This window comes from Mesorhizobium sp. CA16, from assembly GCF_020165175.1.
GTDB lineage: Bacteria > Pseudomonadota > Alphaproteobacteria > Rhizobiales > Rhizobiaceae > Mesorhizobium.
In genome coordinates, this window is sequence record NZ_JAIUHP010000011.1 from 163,271 (window position 1) to 181,375 (window position 18,105).

At 63.4% G+C, this 18,105-nt stretch carries 19 protein-coding genes; 9 read left to right on the forward strand and 10 right to left on the reverse strand.

Translation table 11 applies throughout. From position 1 onward, the window contains the following. Positions 1-115 precede the first annotated feature (115 nt). The gene (locus tag LB525_RS17255; RefSeq protein WP_181174730.1) at positions 116-301 is read right to left on the reverse strand and encodes a hypothetical protein; all 186 of its coding nucleotides are present in this window, start codon (positions 299-301) and stop codon (positions 116-118) included. Positions 302-639: 338 nt separating this feature from the next. Here LB525_RS17255 and LB525_RS17260 point away from each other — a divergent pair, with 338 nt between their 5' ends. Further along, positions 640-1,662 (forward strand): acyltransferase family protein, encoded by a 1,023-nt coding sequence (locus LB525_RS17260; RefSeq protein ID WP_224545510.1) that lies wholly within the window; start codon positions 640-642, stop codon positions 1,660-1,662. 9 nt (positions 1,663-1,671) lie between these two features. Here the strand turns inward: LB525_RS17260 and LB525_RS17265 are convergent, their stop codons facing one another. Continuing rightward, positions 1,672-3,741 (reverse strand): ASKHA domain-containing protein, encoded by a 2,070-nt coding sequence (locus tag LB525_RS17265; protein ID WP_224545511.1) that lies wholly within the window; start codon positions 3,739-3,741, stop codon positions 1,672-1,674. An 89-nt stretch (positions 3,742-3,830) separates the two neighbouring features. On the opposite strand from LB525_RS17265, the gene LB525_RS17270 reads away from it, so the two are divergent. After that, on the forward strand, positions 3,831-4,073 hold the full coding sequence (locus tag LB525_RS17270) for a hypothetical protein (RefSeq protein ID WP_224545512.1): 243 nt from the start codon (positions 3,831-3,833) through the stop codon (positions 4,071-4,073). Positions 4,074-4,152: 79 nt separating this feature from the next. Here LB525_RS17270 and LB525_RS17275 read toward each other — a convergent pair whose 3' ends face one another. The 6 genes from LB525_RS17275 to LB525_RS17300 all read right to left on the reverse strand — a co-directional run bounded on the left by LB525_RS17275 (position 4,153) and on the right by LB525_RS17300 (position 8,829). Then, complete coding sequence (locus LB525_RS17275; RefSeq protein ID WP_095764928.1) at positions 4,153-5,127, reverse strand: methyltetrahydrofolate cobalamin methyltransferase; 975 nt, start codon at positions 5,125-5,127, stop codon at positions 4,153-4,155. 141 nt (positions 5,128-5,268) lie between these two features. Continuing rightward, a complete protein-coding gene (locus LB525_RS17280; protein ID WP_140840055.1) occupies positions 5,269-6,360 on the reverse strand; it encodes a methylenetetrahydrofolate reductase in 1,092 nt (363 codons plus the stop codon). Continuing rightward, on the reverse strand, positions 6,357-6,947 hold the full coding sequence (locus LB525_RS17285) for a methylenetetrahydrofolate reductase C-terminal domain-containing protein (protein WP_224522699.1): 591 nt from the start codon (positions 6,945-6,947) through the stop codon (positions 6,357-6,359). The genes LB525_RS17280 and LB525_RS17285 overlap by 4 nt, the downstream gene beginning before the upstream one ends. Beyond that, positions 6,940-7,242: a virulence factor gene (locus LB525_RS17290; protein WP_041003951.1), complete on the reverse strand. Its 303-nt coding sequence runs from the start codon at positions 7,240-7,242 to the stop codon at positions 6,940-6,942. The genes LB525_RS17285 and LB525_RS17290 overlap by 8 nt, the downstream gene beginning before the upstream one ends. Positions 7,243-7,376: 134 nt before the next feature. Further along, positions 7,377-8,159, reverse strand: coding sequence for a formyl transferase (locus tag LB525_RS17295; protein ID WP_224545513.1), 783 nt, complete (start codon positions 8,157-8,159; stop codon positions 7,377-7,379). Between the two features lie 94 nt (positions 8,160-8,253). Continuing rightward, positions 8,254-8,829: a DUF4893 domain-containing protein gene (locus LB525_RS17300; protein WP_224545514.1), complete on the reverse strand. Its 576-nt coding sequence runs from the start codon at positions 8,827-8,829 to the stop codon at positions 8,254-8,256. Positions 8,830-9,067: 238 nt separating this feature from the next. Between LB525_RS17300 and LB525_RS17305 the strand changes: the two genes are divergently transcribed. Then, a complete protein-coding gene (locus tag LB525_RS17305; RefSeq protein ID WP_224545515.1) occupies positions 9,068-9,979 on the forward strand; it encodes an NAD-dependent epimerase/dehydratase family protein in 912 nt (303 codons plus the stop codon). Between the two features lie 3 nt (positions 9,980-9,982). On the opposite strand, the gene LB525_RS17310 is transcribed toward LB525_RS17305, so the two are convergent. After that, positions 9,983-10,624, reverse strand: a complete 642-nt coding sequence (locus LB525_RS17310; RefSeq protein WP_224545516.1) for a DUF1638 domain-containing protein — start codon at positions 10,622-10,624, stop codon at positions 9,983-9,985. A 53-nt stretch (positions 10,625-10,677) separates the two neighbouring features. Here LB525_RS17310 and LB525_RS17315 point away from each other — a divergent pair, with 53 nt between their 5' ends. Then, positions 10,678-10,812 carry an entericidin A/B family lipoprotein gene (locus tag LB525_RS17315; protein WP_041003961.1) on the forward strand — a complete coding sequence of 45 codons (135 nt, stop codon included), beginning with the start codon at positions 10,678-10,680 and terminating at the stop codon, positions 10,810-10,812. Positions 10,813-10,897: 85 nt separating this feature from the next. Here LB525_RS17315 and LB525_RS17320 read toward each other — a convergent pair whose 3' ends face one another. Further along, the gene (locus LB525_RS17320) at positions 10,898-11,596 is read right to left on the reverse strand and encodes a corrinoid protein (protein ID WP_095764935.1); all 699 of its coding nucleotides are present in this window, start codon (positions 11,594-11,596) and stop codon (positions 10,898-10,900) included. A 270-nt stretch (positions 11,597-11,866) separates the two neighbouring features. On the opposite strand from LB525_RS17320, the gene LB525_RS17325 reads away from it, so the two are divergent. The 5 genes from LB525_RS17325 to LB525_RS17345 all read left to right on the forward strand — a co-directional run bounded on the left by LB525_RS17325 (position 11,867) and on the right by LB525_RS17345 (position 17,997). Beyond that, a complete protein-coding gene (locus LB525_RS17325) occupies positions 11,867-13,441 on the forward strand; it encodes a trimethylamine methyltransferase family protein (RefSeq protein WP_140840065.1) in 1,575 nt (524 codons plus the stop codon). A gap of 89 nt (positions 13,442-13,530) precedes the next feature. After that, positions 13,531-14,220 carry a 4Fe-4S dicluster domain-containing protein gene (locus LB525_RS17330; protein ID WP_224545517.1) on the forward strand — a complete coding sequence of 230 codons (690 nt, stop codon included), beginning with the start codon at positions 13,531-13,533 and terminating at the stop codon, positions 14,218-14,220. A gap of 103 nt (positions 14,221-14,323) precedes the next feature. Beyond that, the gene (locus LB525_RS17335; RefSeq protein ID WP_224545518.1) at positions 14,324-15,055 is read left to right on the forward strand and encodes a dienelactone hydrolase family protein; all 732 of its coding nucleotides are present in this window, start codon (positions 14,324-14,326) and stop codon (positions 15,053-15,055) included. Between the two features lie 183 nt (positions 15,056-15,238). Continuing rightward, the gene (locus tag LB525_RS17340; RefSeq protein ID WP_095765551.1) at positions 15,239-15,799 is read left to right on the forward strand and encodes an RNA polymerase sigma factor; all 561 of its coding nucleotides are present in this window, start codon (positions 15,239-15,241) and stop codon (positions 15,797-15,799) included. A 2-nt stretch (positions 15,800-15,801) separates the two neighbouring features. Continuing rightward, positions 15,802-17,997 carry a vWA domain-containing protein gene (locus LB525_RS17345; protein ID WP_224545519.1) on the forward strand — a complete coding sequence of 732 codons (2,196 nt, stop codon included), beginning with the start codon at positions 15,802-15,804 and terminating at the stop codon, positions 17,995-17,997. Positions 17,998-18,105: the final 108 nt, after the last annotated feature.

Here is an 18,105-nt window from a genome sequence, read left to right on the forward strand (position 1 = left end):
TTGCTCTAGCGCCGCTTCGACAGCAGCGCCGAGCGCAGTTTGTTATCGCCGGCAACCGAGGCCGCGTCGCGGCCCCGGCGCTTGCCGAGCAGCTTGCATTTGTCGGCGAAGGTCATCAGCGCGGGGTGCCCAGAAGCAGCGCATGAAGGGCTGCCTGCGGGTCGCTCGGCGGCGAGGCCGGCCAGCCGATATCCTTCTGGACATGCGCCGGCAGATCGTTGAGCGCGCGGATCGCCTTGTTCCTGGCATGAGCCTGCCGGATGGTGACACCGAAGCGGCTGAGATTTCCAAACATCGACATTTTCATCTCCCTTGAAGAGCGTGGCAGCCGAAGTTGCATGTCTTTGTCCCAAAGCCGCGAAGCGCTTTGGGCGACACCCACAATCTTCAGCCGCCGTGCGATGGCCGCTAAATGCGTCACACATGTATCGGGTCGATTTCGCGAAAACAGTGTTTCCGTTTCGAGATCGCGTGGATTCGGAAACATTTGCATACAAATGAATTGAGCAGACCGGCGCGCCCGTTTCGATCCGAATAGCTGCCATCGGCGGTTGACAGAGGCGAGCAGCTGCATTGTTATTGTGCAATGCGGCGTGGGGCGTGTGCATCGCAGCATGATGCGATCGGATCAAAGGCATCGTGACGAGCATCCATAGTGTCCAATATCTGCGCGGCCTCGCCGCCTGCGCGGTGGTCTGCTTTCATGTCAGCGAGCAGTTCGGCGGTCCGTTCAACGTCGGAGCATCCGGCGTCGACGTCTTCTTCGTCATCAGCGGCTTCATCATGTGGGTGACGACGGCCGGCAGGCCGGCTGATCCTTGGCGCTTCATGGGGCGCCGGATCACCCGCATCGTGCCTCTCTACTGGATCGTCACGCTGCTGACCGCGGCCGGCATCCTGATCAAGCCGCAGTTCTTCTACGGCCATTTCTTCAGCGTCCCGAATTTCGTTGGTTCGCTGTTCTTCCTGCCGGTTCTGCAGGAGAACGCGCTGCATCCAATCGTCATACAAGGTTGGACGCTCTGCTATGAAATGATGTTCTATCTCGTTTTCGCGCTGGTTCTGTTTCTCGGGCAACGCTGGCGGTTCGGCGTCCTCGTGGGCGCCCTTGTTGCCATCGTCGCGCTGCATTTCGTGGTTCCCGCCGGATACGCACGCGCCTTCAGCGATCCTGTCGTGCTCGAATTCGCGGCCGGCGTCGTCGTGGGGCGTTTGTGGTTGCAGGGCGCCAGGCTGCCGCTCGGGGTGGGGCTGGCGATGGCTGGCGCGGGATTTCTTCTCCTTGCCGCTGGCCCACTATTCGATGCCGATTTGCCGCGTGCCTTGCGCTGGGGACTTCCGGCCGCATTGATCGTGGCGGGCGCGGTTTTTGCCGAACGGTCGCGGCCGTTCAAGCCGGCTGCCTTGCCCACATTTCTCGGCGATGCGTCCTATTCGATTTATTTGTGGCATGTCGTGGTCGGCGTCTTGACGACTGGCGTCGTCCTGAGGACCGGCCTGCCGGCAGCGATGCAGCCGGCGACGATCCTGGTCGCCACGCTGGCGCTCTCGGCGATGCTATATCTGATCGTCGAAAAGCCATTGATCGGGCTGCTGCATCCGCAACGTCCCAAGGGCGCCGTCAAGGCAGTCAATGCCGCGGCCGCAGGGGCAGCGGAATGAACTGAAACGTTAGTCCCGACCGCGCCGTGCAGCGCGCTCCTCGCGGGAACGCCGGCGTGGGGTAGCGTCACCGGCGGTGCCGTCCTCGCTCATCGCCTTGCGCGGCGGCAGCTTCACCGCGGCCGCCAGCTTGGGGAAGGGGTCGACCTTGTTCGGCAGCGCCATGGCGTAGACGAAGTGCTCCTGGAATTTCGGCTCAAGCGCCGTCTCGATCTTCTCGATCCTGCTCACCGTCTCCTCAATCTCGCGCCGGTAACCGCGATTGAGCAGCGCCATGCGCGCGCCGGCGCCGGCGGCGTTACCGACGGCCTGGACCTTGTCCAAGTCGCAATCCGGGATCAGGCCGAGCACCATGGCGTATTTCGGATCGATGAAAGAGCCGAAGGCCCCGGCGAAATGGATGCGGTCGACATGGTCGGTGTGCTGCTTTTCCATCAGAAGCTTGGTGCCGGCATAGAGCGCCGCCTTGGCAAGCTGGATGGCGCGCACGTCGTTCTGGGTGATGGTGATCTTGGGCTCGCCCTCCTTCAGCACGTAGGAGAAGGTGCGGCCGTTCGGCACGATGCGAGGCGAACGCATGCCGAGCGATCCGTCGACGACGCCGTCCTCCGAGATGATGCCGGCGAGATACATCTCCGCCACCACTTCGATGATGCCGGAGCCGCAGATGCCGGTGACGCCGGTGGCCTGCACGCTGTCGGTGAAGCCAGGCTGATCGGACCACAGTTCCGAGCCGATGACCCGATATTTCGGTTCCAGCGTTTCGGGGTCGATGCGAACGCGCTCGATGGCGCCAGGCGCCGCGCGCTGACCGCCGGAGATCTCCGCGCCTTCGAAGGCCGGGCCGGTCGGGGAGGAGGCCGCCACGACGCGCGTGGAGTTGCCGAGCACGATCTCGGCGTTGGTGCCGACATCGACAATCAGCATCATCTCGTCCTGGCGATGCGGGCCTTCCGACAGGGTGACGGCGGCCGCGTCGGCGCCGACATGGCCGGCAATGCAGGGCAGCATATAAAGGCGCGCGCCCTGGTTGAGCTTCAGACCGATGTCGGAGGCCTTGATGCGTACGGCGCCTGAGACGGCAAGCGCGAAAGGCGCGCCGCCCAACTCGGTCGGATCGATGCCGAGGAACAAATGATGCATGATCGGATTGCCGACGAAGACGGAATCCAGGATATCGTTGCGCTGGACATTGCCTTCGGCGCAGACCTTGTCGACGAGGCCGGAGATCGCCTCGCGCACGGCGACCGTCATGCCTTCGCGGCCGTCCGGGTTCATCATCACGTAGGAGACGCGGCTCATCAGATCCTCGCCGAAGCGGATCTGCGGATTGGACGTGCCGGAGGACGCAGCAACGCGACCCGAGAGCAGCGACACCAGATGCATGGCAATGGTGGTCGAGCCGACGTCGCAGGCAAGGCCGTACGCCTCGTTCTTCAGGCCGGGCCACAGTGCGATGACGCGCGCGATATCGCTGTCGGCGTCCTTGTGGATGGCGGCGGTGGCGGTCCAGTTGCCCTTGCGCAGAATGCCCTGCACCTGCGGCATGAGATAGAAGTCGAATTCGAGGTTCTTGAAACCCCAGTCCTTCATCAGGGCGATCTTCAATCGGTCGAGGTCGCCGAGCGGCTTGTGCATGTCGGGTTCTTCGATCTCGACATAGCACATGCGGATCGCCGTATCGCGGGCGATCACCCTGGTATCTGCATCCTTGCGGATGGTCTGGGCGTTGATGACCGTGTCCTGCGGCACGTCGATGACGAGGTCGCCGAGGATCTGCGTCGAGCAGGAGAGGCGGCGCCGCTCGGGCAGGCCGCGCACGCGTTCGTAGCGCTCTTCCTTGGCGCCCTTGGGCGAGATGTGGTCATTGGACGAGACGATCTTGTGCTTGGCGAAGTTGCCTTCCTGCACTTCAATCTGGCAGCGGCCGCAGGTGGCGCGGCCGCCGCAAACGCTTTCGACATACACGCCGAGCTGGCGCGCGGCATCGAGCACCGGCGTGCCAACCGGAAAGCGGCCGCGCTTGCCGGACGGCATGAACAGCACGAGCGGATCGGTGATGTTGGGGGGAGGATTCATGCTGGCACGTGTCTCGATGGCAATCGCCGATGCCGTTTAACGGATCGTTTTACTATTGGGCGGAGAGTCCGTTGGTCCAGGGGCCAACCATGTCGGATCTGTTGCTCTCCGCCATCTTCACCGCGTTCACCATGGTGCGCGTGATCAAGGGCTCGTGGCTGCGCAATCCGCAATATCTCGCCACCGGGATCCTCGGCGCGATCATCGGTGCGCTGCTGCTGCACGCGTTCTGGCCCGCCTATGACGATGATTTCATCGTCGGCGGCGTGACAGGCATTTTCGGATCGTGGGCGGGAATGGCGTTGTTCGACGCCATATTGGGCGTGGCCTGAACGCAAAGCAGAGCTGTCCGGCCGCATCCACGATGCGATCGGACCAGCCTTGTTTGCGGTGCGGCTCACGATTGCGCGCTTATCCTCTGGCCATGCGGGCTTCGCGGCCGCCGCGGCGCCGGCCGCCATTGCCGTTACCTTCGCCCGGCGCATTGACGGCGGTCGGAGCCGCAACCGCTTGGCCGCCTTCGGCCGGCTTATAATCCTTGTAGGTGCGGATCCAGTTGGTGCAGTTCTCGTCGGTGCCGTTCAGCACATTGGCGCCGCGCACGGCTTCCATTTCCTGCGGACGGACCGGGTTCATGATTGCCGAGGTCATGCCGGCGCCGATCACCATCGGGATGAAAGCGGCGTTGATGCCGTGGCGGTGCGGCAGCCCGAAGGAGATGTTGGAGAGGCCGCAAGTGGTGTTGACCTTGAGCTCTTCGCGCAACCGGCGCAGCAGCGCGAACACCTGGCGTCCGGCATCGCCCAGCGCGCCGATCGGCATCACCAGCGGGTCGACGACGACGTCATGCGCCGGGATGCCGAAATCGGCGCAGCGCTCGACGATCTTCTTGGCGACGGCGAAGCGGACGTCCGGGTCCATCGAGATGCCAGTCTCGTCGTTGGAGATGGCGACGACCGGAACGTTGTATTTCTTGACCAGCGGCAGGATTGCCTCGAGCTTTTCTTCCTCGCCGGTGACGGAGTTGACCAGAGGGCGGCCCTTGGCGACCTTCAGCGCGGCTTCGATCGCGGCGCTGACCGAGCTATCGATCGACAGCGGCAGGTCGACCAGGCCCTGCACGATCTCCAGCGTCTGCACCAGAAGCGCCGGCTCGGTCGCATTGGGGTCGACCGCGGTGACGCCGGCATTGACGTCGAGCATAGTGGCGCCGCAGGCGGCCTGTTCCAGCGCATCCTTGATGACGGTCTCGAAATTGCCGGCCACCATCTCGGCAGCGAGCTTCTTGCGGCCGGTCGGGTTGATGCGTTCGCCGATCACGCAGAAGGGCTGATCGAAGCCAATTACGATTTCTCGGGTCGCCGAGGCGACGATGGTGCGGGTCATGCGATCTCTCCGTCGGGATATAAAGACTTCTTTATATCGTTATCTGATTTGGTTCAAGTGAATGCGTGCCGTCCGCGCTCTTAGGCTCTAGGTTCATGTGTGTCGTTGCCCAAACCGGTTCCCACTTTGGGGCGACATACATCAATGCGCGGTCTTCACCATATCCACCTGGGTTTCGGTTATCTCGTCATGCAGCAGGTGGTCGAGCCGGTCGGCGACCAGCTGGTCGTCGCGGCGGATCTCCCGCTTCCAAGGTTGGCGGCCTTTCAGCACGCCGGATTCATCGACGATCTCGGCGACATATTCTTCCTGGCGATAGGCCATCACATGGATGCCGGCGACGCCCGGGATTTCCTTCACCTCGTTGATGATGTCGATGCAGAGCTGCTTGCCTTCCTTCTTCTGATCCTGCGCGCCCTCCAGCCGCTTGATAACCGCATCGGGGATGTGGATGCCCGGCACGTTGGAGCGGATCCATTTCGCGGTCTTGGCGGAGGCGAGCGGGCCGACACCGCAGAGCAGGAAGAGCTTTTCGGTGTGGCCGAGGTCGCGCGCCTTCTGCATGAAGGCTTTGAACATCGGCACGTCGAAGCAGTACTGGGTCTGGGCAAACTGCGCGCCGGCGGCGATCTTCTTGCCGAGATGGATCGGGCGGAAGTCGTAGGGCGGCGCGAAGGGATTGACCGCGCAGCCGAGGAAAACCTGCGGTGGCGTCGTCAGCTTGCGGCCGGACAGGAACTTGCCGTTGTCGCGCATGATGCGGATGGTTTCGAGCAGCGACATGGAATCGAGGTCGAATACCGGCTTGGCGCCGGGCTGATCGCCGGCCTGCACGCCGTCGCCGGTGAGGCAGAGCATATTGGCGACGCCCATCGCGGCGCCGCCCAGCACGTCGCCCTGGATGGCGATGCGGTTCTTGTCGCGGCAGGCGATCTGCATGATCGGCGCGTAGCCCATGCGGGTGAGCAGCGCGCAGATGCCGACCGAGGACATGTGGCAGTTGGCGCCCGAGGCATCGACCGCGTTGATGGCGTCGACCCAGCCGTCGAAGATCTTGGCGCGGTTGTAGACGTCTTCGGGATCGGCGCTGTCGGGCGGATTGAGCTCGGTCGTTACAGCAAACTCGCCGCGGCGCAGCACGCGCTCCAGCCGGCCGCGCGACGTGTGGCCGGGCAGGGGCTCGAGCGGCAGGTGGATGCCGGCCGGGTTCTCGTCGATCTGGCGGATGGTCATGCCGAAGCTCCGGGATTCTTGGCCGCTTCGCGCGCGGCGGCGGCCTGCGCGGTCACGCGGAGCCAGGCCGAGGTTTCGCGCAGCGACTGATCGACCGGCTTCTGCACGGTGAGGATCTTGTCGCCGTGGACCATGTTGCGCGAGCCTTCCCAGGCCTTGACCCAGACGCAGGGCATGTCCGGCTCGACTTCGCAATTGCCGTTGGCGCGCACGCCGCCGCAAGGACCGTTGCGCAGTTGCTTGGGGCAGTTCATCGGGCACGACATGCCGGTGGAGGAGAGCACGCATTGGCCGCACATGCGGCAGTCGAACATGAAGCCCTTGACCCGCTTCTCGACGAATTTCACCGGGGCTTCGACGCGGCCGTAGCCGATGCCTTTCCACAGAGGGTGCAAGAGGAGGAAGACGTCGGCGAACCTGCTGTAAAACCACTCGAGCAAGCGCGAGTGCCGGACCGACCAAAGCCGTACGGCAAAAGTGCGCTGGACACGGCGCTGCGGCGACACGTCGGCCGGTTTGTAGTCGGATTTCGGCGCTGCCTTCTTGACCAAGGTGGCCTGGGTGACCGCCGGCTGTTGCTCAGACATTTTCTTTCCCGCCAGCCTTGACCAGAGCGACCAGCCGCTCTCGGTCATATTTCGCGTCGAGTTCCTGATAGGCTTTCTCAACCTCGGCCTCGATGTCGTCGCCGACCGGAACCGGGTCGGCCTTGCGCCATTCCGCCAGATAGTCGTCGGTGCCGCCGGCGCCGGTGCGCATGGCGCACATGTCTATCGCCTCAGTGAAGCGCAGCGGCAATTCGCGCTTGGCGTTCTGCCGGCCCTTCTTGACGATGACCTGGGCTGGGATGTCGCGCCAGTAGACGACGATCAGATCGGCCATGAATTCTCAACTCCTCGAAGTCATGGAGCATTGCCGCATGCGTGGTTGAGCCGCTTGTTATGGGACGACGCGCGCGCCTTCAAAAGCGACGCTGGCGATGGCGCAAAGCGAATGCTGAAATCCGTTGCGACTGATCACCAGACGCGCTTGGTCAGGCCGGTCCAGAGATAGAACCAGATCGTCGGGTGATACCATTGCTTCGATGGCAGGCCCGTATCGATCGTTTCCAGTCTGCCGGCCAGCGCATTGCCGACCGCCTCGACGCAGATATCGCGCGAAAAGGCTGCCTGCCGCAGCGCGTAGCTGGCGATCGTATCGCCGGTCTTGGGCCTGCCGCGCGCCTGCTTCAGCACGCCGCCGGTGTCGACGCCGGCATCGACCAGGTGAACGGTGGTGCCGAAATTCCCTTGATCGCCGAAGGCCAGCGCCCAGTAGCCGCCATTCATGCCGCGATATTTCGGCGCGATGCCGGCATGGTAGTTGAGCACTGGGCAAGGCATTCTTGCCAGCGTTTCCTTCGACAACAGCCTGCAGCCGGCAAGCAGCACCACGCCCGGATTGATCCTGGCGACCGCCTCGAGGCATTCGGGCCCGTTGGCGGATGGCACATGGATGATCACCTGACCTTGCCGCGGTTCAGTGTCGAGCTTCTCCTCGGCGATCAGCCTCTCGGCATGACCGGCGAGGAACCGCTTGCCGAGCCTGGTCAGCACCATCGTGCCGAGCTGGCCTATGGCCGAGATCCAGCCCTGACGTCGCGCACGGCGGATGAGCAGGCGCTTTTTGGATTCGGCGGATTCGAGGATGACGCTGACGGGACCGACACGGTCGGCAAGCGCATTGATGATGGCCCAGATATGCGGGCCACCTTCGGTGACGACCACGATCGGTCGCGTATTCGAGTCCGACGCTGCCACGGCACCCACCCGCTTGAAATCGCGCGCATGCTATGCGGAGCAGGTTAATCCTTGGTGTGACGGCGCCGTTTCAACGAGGCAGCAGAGGACGGGCTCAGCGCTTGAATTCCATGATGTCGAGTTTCGATTCGTAATAGGGCGCCGGGAATTCGATCCGCCACTCGGTGGCGCTGTTGCGGAAGGCGTAGCCGACCTGGTCGCTTTCGAGACCGCTGCCATAGGGCTTGGCCTTGTCATCATTGACCGAGAACGAGCCGAGATAGATGGAGCGTTTCTCGCCGTCGTCGAAGAAGCGGCCGGTTGTGCGCTGCGAGCCGCTGATCTTGGCGAGGCGCCAACCGGAGCCGTCGTCGGTCACCTTGCACTTGAACCAGCCATAGATGATGAGCGGGCTCAGGCCGCCCGCCTTGATGGTGCGGCACTTCCAGTTGCCGGTGAGATCCTTGTCGGAGAAGGCGACAAGAGGTCTGGCGAGCAGTTCGTCCAACTGCTTGACCTCGGACGGATCGCCGGCTTTTGCCGCCTCGAGAGCCGCCTTGCGCGTCTCGCCATATCTATCCAGTCGCGTCTTGTCGGCGGCGGTGATCAGCTTCTGCACTTCGCCGTCGGCAAGGGACGGCAAAGTGAGGGCTACGACACCGAGGGCGGCAAGGAACAGGCGAGCCATCATGAACGTGTTTCCTCAAATCAATAGCTGGAACAAAGTTCTTTCTATCGCTGACGCACAACTTACCGGTTCGCGCTCACCTGTCATCCGTGCTTTACAGCGTGAGCCAGAGCCGGATGATTTCAGGTCGGGTCGACCTGAAATCTGAATCCGGCTCCAAATCAAAGAGATAGAGCATGATGTCGTCCGAAAACCGCTCCACACTTTTCGGCATCATGCTCTAGAAAATGGCGGTTGATCGATGCGAATCTTGCTCACGGGATCGTCCGGCTGGTTGGGCAGCGCGCTTCAGCCAAGGCTCGAAGCGCTCGACCATGAGGTGGTCGGTCTCGATCCGGTTGCCTCGGCGCGCACGCAGGTCGTCGGCTCGATCGCGGATCGCGATCTTGTCCTGAAGACCGTCCGCGAGAACAGCATCGAGGCCATCATTCACAGTGGGGCGCTGCACAAGCCGAATATCGAGCATCATGAGAACACGGCCTTTATCGCCACGAATGTGCAAGGCACGCTCAATCTGCTCGATGCTGCCGTGGCCTGCGGCGTGCAACGCTTCGTCTTCACCTCGACGACGTCGCTCATGATCTCGCAGGCAATCCGCGCAGGGTTCCAGGGCGGCGCGCGCAAGGCCGCCTGGCTGACGGAAGAGATGTCGCCTGAGCCGCGCAACATCTATGGCGTGACGAAACTCTCGGCCGAGCATCTCTGTCGCCTCTACCATATCGAGCATGGACTGCCGGCGGTGGTGCTGCGCACGGCACGCTTCTTTCCCGAGGCGGACGACATGGCGCATGCCATCGAGCAGTCCGATGCCAACACCAAGGCCAACGAGTTGCTGTTCCGGCGACTGACGGTGGAGGATGCGGCGGAAGCCCATGTGGCGGCCCTGGAGAAGGCGCCGAGCCTTGGCTTCGACATCTTCATCATCTCGGCGCCGACGCCGTTCCGGCCGCAGGATTGCGCCGAGCTGATCGCCGACGCGCCGACGGTCGTCGCGCGCTATTTCCCGGATTATTCGAGGCTCCATGCGAGGAAGGGCTGGACGATGTTTTCCTCGATCGACCGCGTGTACGATCCGTCGCGGGCGAGGAAGCGGCTGGGCTTCGTCTGCAGGACCAGCTTCGCCGATGTGCTTGCAGCGCTGGAAGAGGCGTGACGGCTAGGCGTCTCGGGCAGCCCCCTGTGCCGTCCGCGCCAGTTCGCCGGTCAGATCGCCATAGCCGGTCGAGCGGCGCTCATAGGCGAGGCCAAGCATGGCGGCGGCTTTCTCGGCGACCTTGTCGAGCTCCGGATCGTCGGTCTGGGCGAGATAGATCAGCTTCTCGTAATTGCCGAAATAATCCTTGATCAGCTCGGGATGCCGGTCGAGGCCGAGCGGCTTGATGAAGAAGGCGTCGAACTGGCGGCAGAGGAAGTCGGTCATGTAGAACGACATCATGTCGTCGTCGGCGACCTTCGCGTAGGCGTCCATGCCCTGGTAGAAGGCAAAGCAGTGCGGCCCGGCCATGCGCTCGACGCCGTGCTTCTCGATGATGCGATCGAGCAGGCCGCCGGTGCCGCAATCGGCATAGCCGACGAAGATTTGCCGGTAGCCTTCCGCCTTGGCCTTCTCGATCGCCTTGTCCATCGCCGGCGCGATGCGGTCCGGGTAGAAATGAAACTCGGCCGGCAGGCAGGTCAGATCGAGATGGTCGAGCTTTAGCTGTTGCTTGACGGCCAAAACTTCGCGCGCAATCATCCCGCAGGCGATGACGAGCAGCCTGTCTGTTTGATTCGGTTCCGTTTTTTGCGTCTTGACCAAGTCGGGCCGGCTTTCGCTGCGGGGCTTAATATCTGTCGAGGGAGACACCGTCCATGAAACTGCTACGCATCGCGCCGATCGCCATCCTGGCCTGCGCGCTTGCACTCACGGCCTGCGCCAACACCATCCGGGGCGTCGGCAAGGACGTCAAATCGACGGCAAGGGCGGTCAAAGACACCGTCAACTGATCGGCAGCCTCGCCTATCATCTGGGTACAAAAAAGCCGCGCTGCAAGGCGCGGCTTTTCTTGTCGATCCATCCTGATGCCTTGGGTCAGGCGGAAGCGCGAACGTTGTGCTTGCGCTTCATGAAGTCCTTGGCGGTCTCGACCGCCACCGCAGCATCGCGGCAATAGGCGTCGGCGCCGACGGCCTTGCCGAATTCCTCGTTGAGCGGCGCGCCGCCGACCAGCACGACATAATCGTCACGGATGCCCTTTTCCTTCATCGTGTCGATCACGACCTTCATATAGGGCATGGTGGTGGTGAGCAGCGCCGACATGCCGATGATGTCGGGCTGGTGCTGCTCGATGGCGTCCAGGTATTTCTCGACGGCGTTGTTGATGCCGAGATCGATGACGTCGAAGCCGGCGCCTTCCATCATCATACCGACGAGGTTCTTGCCGATGTCGTGGATGTCGCCCTTGACGGTGCCGATCACCATCTTGCCTTGCTTGGGCGCGCCGGTGGCGGCGAGCAACGGGCGCAGGATAGCCATGCCGGCCTTCATCGCGTTGGCGGAGAGCAGCACTTCCGGCACGAACAGGATGCCGTCGCGAAAATCCTCGCCGACGATGCGCATGCCTTCGACCAGCGCCTCGGTCAGCACCTTGTAAGGCGCCCAGCCGCGCTCGAGAAGGATGTTAGTGCCTTCCTCGATCTCTTCCTTCAGGCCGTCATACAGGTCGTCGTGCATCTGCTGCACGAGCTCGTCGTCGGAAAGCTCGGAAAGGATGATCTCGTCGTCGGACATTTTCTCGGGCTCCTTGCTGCTCGGGATGACTGCGGCAGCCTAAAAATCGATGCGCCAATACCTAACCCGCGAGGGCAAGCTAGCCATAGCTGATTTGCGACTTCCCGCAAAAGGAAAGCGACTGGAAAGTTGGCGCTTTTCTTGTCGATTTTGCGACAGGCGTTGGCGCTGGCGGGCCGTTTCCAATAGGGTGCATGGTTACGATCCGGCGAGAAGCGGCGGTTACGGGCCGCGAGCCAATCCAGACCAGGTTTTATAGGAAGCACGATCATGAGCGAGAACGCGGCAGTCGACCAGGAAGCGTCAAACGCACGGCGTGGGCGCGGTGCCAGCGGCGGCGCGGCGGCCCGGCGCGCGGCGCGCTCGGGCGGCGGTCCGGGCACACAGCTCACCTACATCAAGCGCAAGATTAATGTCTACGAGGTCCTCAACGAGGAAGGACTAGCGCTGATCGAGAAGAATACCGACACGGTGCTGGAAGAAATCGGCATCATTTTTCGCGACGATGCCGAGGCGCTGGCGCTTTGGAAGGACGCGGGCGCCGACGTCAAGGGCGAGCGCGTGCATTTTCCGAAAGGTCTTTGCCGCTCGCTGTTGAAGACCGCGCCTTCGATCTACACCCAGCACGCGCGCAACCCGGAGCGCTCGGTGCAGATCGGCGGCAACGCGACCGTATTCGCGCCGGTCTACGGCCCGCCCTTCGTGCGCGACCTCGACGGCAACCGCCGCTACGCGACGATCGAGGATTTCCAGAATTTCGTGAAGCTCGCCTATATGGCGCCCTCGATCCACCATTCGGGCGGCACGGTGTGCGAGCCGGTGGACGTGCCGGTCAACAAGCGCCACCTCGACATGATCTACTCGCATATCCGGTATTCGGATAAACCGTTCATGGGCTCGGTGACGGCGCCGGAACGGGCCGAGGACACGGTGGCGATGGCCAAGCTCGTGTTCGGCGACGACTTCGTCGAGAACAACACGGTGCTGACCAGCCTGATCAACGCCAACTCGCCGATGGTGTTCGACGAGACCATGCTAGGCGCGCTGAAAGTCTATTCGCGCCATAACCAGGCCTGCATCGTCACGCCGTTCATCCTGGCCGGCGCGATGAGCCCGGTAACCGTCGCCGGCACGCTGACGCAGGTGCTTGCCGAAGTGCTCGCCGGCGCTTCGTTCACCCAGCTGATCAGGCCTGGCGCGCCGGTGCTGTTCGGCACCTTCGCCTCGTCGATCTCGATGCAGTCCGGCGCGCCGACCTTCGGCACGCCGGAGCCGTCGCTGGTTTCCTACGGCGCCGCGCAGCTCGCGCGCCGGCTCGGCCTGCCGTTCCGCACCGGCGGCTCGCTCTGCGCCTCGAAGGTCCCGGACGCGCAGGCAGCCTATGAGAGCGCCAACACGCTCAACTCGACGATCCTTGCCGGCACCAATTTCGTCCTGCATTCGGCTGGCTGGCTCGAGGGCGGTCTCGCGTCCTGCTACGAAAAATTCATGATGGATATCGACCAGCTCGGCATGCAGCAGAAGTTTGCCGAAGGTGTCGATCTGTCGGAAAACGGCCAGGCGATGGACGCCATCCGCCAGGTCGGTCCGGGCAGCCACTATCTCGGCTGCGACCACACGCAGGCGAATTTCCAGACGGCCTTCTACCGTTCCAGCATCGCCGACAACAATTCCTACGAGCAGTGGCTGGCCGAAGGCGAGAAGACCGCCCCGCAGCGCGCCAACGAGCTCGCACGCCGCTGGCTGGAAAGCTACGAGGCGCCGCATCTCGATCCGGCCATCGACGAGGCGCTGAAGGACTTCATCGCCAGGAAGAAGGGCTCGATGGCCGACGCCTTCACGTGAAAGGAGCCCGAGTCAGGCCGGGCTAAAGTGGCCGACATCATCCACAAGGAAGTCTGGCGGAGCGCGTTCTCCGACCCGGACCGGAAGGGATGACTTTTTTCCGCGGCACGGTCGAGGAGATTGCGGCCGCACTCGCGGTCAACGGCCTGATTCTCCGCGGCGGTTTCAGCTTCGGTGACGATGAGGTGGCGCCAGCCGGGCCTTCCGGCGCGCCGGCCAAATCCGTGCTGCTTGTCGGACAGGCGGGCGCGGCGCCCTGGCCGGATTTCCAGCGCTGGCGGGAACGACAGGCGAGGGACATCGCCAACCCACTCGACAGTTGGTCGCGCGAGGTGATCGGCGCGGTGGCGAAAGAATTCGGCGCCCGCGCGGTGTCGCCATCCGATCGGCCCTACCTGCCGTTCCAGCAGTGGGCGATACGGGCCGAAGGGCTGAAGCCGTCGCCGCTCGGCATCCTCATGCATCCGACCTATGGACTTTGGCATGCCTATCGCGCCGCATTGCTGTTCGAGGACGAGATTTCTCTTCCAGAAGCTCATGAGATGAATCATCTTTGCGACGCATGCGTCGAAAAACCCTGCCTGAAATCCTGTCCGGTCGGCGCATATTCGGTGGCTGGCTTTGCGCACGAGGCGTGCCTGGTGCATGTGCGTGGCACGGATGGTGCGCCCTGCCGCGCCGGCGGCTGCCTCGACCGCAACGCCTGTCCTTACGGCGCTGAGTATCGCTATCCGGCCGATGTCCAGGCTTTCCATATGGCGGCGTTCGCCGGACTGTAGGCATTCTTCCGAACCGCACGGAAACTTGACCGCGATCGAGAGGTTGCGGCTTGCCCTGCCGGGCGGTGCGGATATCTCTCCCTGGCAACCGGCGGAGCGCGCAATGACGAGGCAGGACATCAAGATCAAGACCCTGGACGGCACGGCGAAGGCACGGCTGTTTCGTCCAGCCGCGCCGGCCAAGGCTGGCGTCATACTCTATATGGATATTTTCGGTCCGCGCCCGGCGCTCGACCAGATGGCCGAGCGCCTCGCGGAGCATGGCTATGCCGTGCTGGTGCCCGATCTCTTCTACCGCTATGTGCCATATGGCCCGTTCGATCCCAAAACCGCCTTTGCCGAGGAAAAGACCAAGGCCCTGCTGTTGATGCTCAGCGGCGGCACGACGCAGGGCATGACCATCCGCGACGGCAGCGCCTTCCTCGATGCTCTGGCCGCCGAGGGGATCGCCGGACCGACTGGCGTCGTCGGCTACTGCATGGGCGGCGCGCGGGCGCTAAACGCGGCGGCGAGCTATCCCGACCGGATCGTTGCCGCGGCGAGCTTCCATGGCGGCAATCTCGCCAGCGACGCGGCCGACAGCCCGCACCGTAAGGCGTCCTCGATCAAGGCGCGCGTCTATGTCGGCGTCGCCGGCGTCGACCGCAGCTTCCCGCCGGAGCAGTCGGCGCGGCTGGCAGAGGCGCTCAGGGTGGCAGAGGTTGACCACGTCATCGAAAACTATGTCGGCGTCGACCACGGCTGGTGCGTCAAGGACCACAGCGTCTATGACGAGGCGGGCGCCGAGAGGCATTGGAAGCGGCTGACGACATTTTTCCAAGAGACGCTGGGCTAGCCTTCTCTCGCAGATCGCGAAGGGGGGCGTCGTGCAGCGCGAGCCTTCGAATGTTCGCGCTGCCCCTCATCCGCCCTTCGGGCACCTTCTCCCCGTGAACGGGCAGAAGGAAATGCGCCTCCGCAAAAAAATCTTTCCATCGCCCCAAGGATTGGCCATTAGCCTTCGTCCAACAGGCAAATGATGGCGATGATGCTGGACGACGGCGAAGCCTCCGATGCCGAACTGATCGGGCGGGCGAGGGGCGGAGACAGGGGTGCTTTCGGCAGATTGCTCGAAAGGCATTACGGCTTCGTCTATCGCGCCGCCTTTCGCTGGTGCGGCCGCAAAGCCGACGCCGAGGACATCGCCCAGGACGTCTGCGTGCGGCTCGGCCGCGCGATCCGCGATTATCAGGGCAGCGGCGCCTTCACGACATGGCTCTATGCCATGACGCTGAACGCTTCGCGCGACATGATGCGCAAGCGCGCCCGCGACACCGCCAAGACCGATGCCTACGGCGCCTATGCGCTGATCGCGGGCGACGCGTCGGCGGAGATCGACGATCCGGCCGAGGCGCTGTGGGCGGCGGTGCGGATGCTGCCCGACAAGCAACGCGACGCGGTGCTGCTGGTCTATGGCGAAGGTCTCAACCACGCGGCGGCGGGCGAGATCATGGCGATCTCGGAGACGACGGTGTCCTGGCACATCCATGAAGCGAAGAAACGGCTGAAGCTGCTGATGCGCTCAGCCGGGGAAGTGTGACCATGGTCGACGACAACGAACTCGAAAGGCTGCGCGATATCGCGGTACCGGCGCCGGACGGCGAGGCGAAGGCGCGCGCGTTCGCCGCCGCGATGCAGGCTTTCGACCTCGACGAAAAAATCTCGCCTGTTCGCCAAGGAACGTTCGCAGGCCTTCGTCTCACGGAGCGAGCAAGAATGCTCTGGAGAGACATCATGCAACGGAAACTCATCGCCACGCCGGCCATCACCGCGCTGGTCGCGCTGCCTATCGCCGGCTATGCCGCTTTCGAGATGCTGAAGGACCACCCGCCCGTCGTCGGCGGCAACGGCACGGTCACCGAGACCTTGGCCGACAAGCCGGCGGCGCAGAAGCCTGGGCCGGAACAGCCCGCGATCAACGAGCCGCTGTCAGCGGCGCCGGCCAAGCAGAAGAAGACAGACGCCGACGCCGAGACTCGGGCCAATTCACAAACGGTGCCGGCAACGCCGCCCAAGCCGGCGGCCGAGGTCGACAGCCTGCTCAAGCAGGAGGCGGCGCCGGAGAGCAAGCGCGCCCTGCAGCCTGCGCCGGCGGGGAGCGGCCAGCTCGCGGCCGGCGGCAAGGACGGGTCGTCAAACAGAGTGATCATGTCGATGACACCGCCTAGCGTCGATGAGGCTGAGCGGGCCGACAAGGCGCCGGCAGGCGGCGCGGCCGCCGTTCCGGCGTCTCCGCCCGCCGTCGCCGATTCCAAGCTGATGGTGCAGCCCGCGCCCATGCCGGTCGACCAACTGCAGCCGCAGGAGGAAAACCGCGATCGCGTCGAGAATGTCAAAACCAATCCGGTGCATGAAACAGCCCAGGATCCGGTCTCGACTTTCTCGATCGACGTCGATACCGCCTCCTATTCTTTCGTGCGTCGCTCGCTCAAGGAAGGCAGTCTGCCCGACCCGGACACGGTCCGCATCGAGGAGATGATCAACTACTTCCCCTATGAGTGGAAGGGTCCGGAATCGGCTTCAACGCCGTTCAACTCGACCGTCACCGTCATGCCGACGCCGTGGAACGAGCACACCAAGCTCATGCATGTCGCGATCAAGGGTTTCGACGTTAAGCCGGCCGAGCAGCCGAAGGCCAATCTGGTCTTCCTGATCGACGTCTCGGGCTCGATGGACGAGCCCGACAAGCTGCCGCTGCTGAAATCCGCCTTCCGCTTGTTGGTGAGCAAACTGAAGCCAGACGACACCGTCTCGATCGTCACCTATGCCGGCAATGCCGGCACGGTGCTGATGCCGACCAAGGGGGCGGAAAAGCAGAAGATCCTTGCGGCAATCGACAATCTGGCGCCCGGCGGCTCGACGGCCGGCGAAGAAGGCATCCGCGAGGCCTACAAGCTTGCGCAGCAATCCTTCGTCAAGGACGGCGTCAACCGTGTGATGCTTGCCACCGACGGCGACTTCAATGTCGGCCAGACCAGTGACGACGACCTCAAGCGGCTGATCGAGAAGGAGCGGAAGACGGGCGTGTTCCTCTCGGTGTTCGGCTTCGGCCGCGGCAATCTGAACGACCAGATGATGCAGACCATCGCGCAGAATGGCAACGGCACGGCGGCCTATATCGACACGCTGGCCGAAGCCGAGAAGGTGCTGGTCGAGGATGCCTCCTCGACGCTGTTCACCATCGCCAAGGACGTCAAGATTCAGGTCGAGTTCAACCCAGCCACGGTCTCCGAATACCGTCTCGTCGGTTATGAGACCCGCGCCCTGAAGCGCGAGGATTTCAACAATGACCGCGTCGATGCCGGCGATATCGGCTCGGGCCATTCGGTGACCGCGGTCTATGAGATCACGCCTAAAGGCAGCGGCGGCGAGCAGGTCGATCCGCTGCGCTACGGCCAAGCCAAGGTCGACAATGGCGGCGTCGCCAATGCGGGCGAATATGCCTTCGTCAAGATCCGCTACAAGCTGCCGGACGAGAACGTCTCGAAGCTCATCACCACGCCGGTGACCGCCGCCAATGAGGTCTCGTCCTTCGATGCGGCCGGCGCCGACCAACGTTTTTCGGTTGCCGTCGCGGCCTTCGGGCAGAAGCTGCGCGACGAGGATCAGACCGCGAATTTCAGCTATGACCGCATCGCAGAGATCGCCAATGCCGCGCGCGGCGCCGATCCATTCGGCTATCGGGCGGAGTTCCTGTCGCTGGTGCGGCTGGCCTCATCGCTGGACGGCAACAAGTAGGCCATTGCGGATTGAAGGAAAGGCCGGCGGGACAGATCCTGCCGGCCTTTTTTCGATCGTTAAATTGCACGGCTTTTCCGGAACTTCGCCGCAACGAGCTTCTGTTAG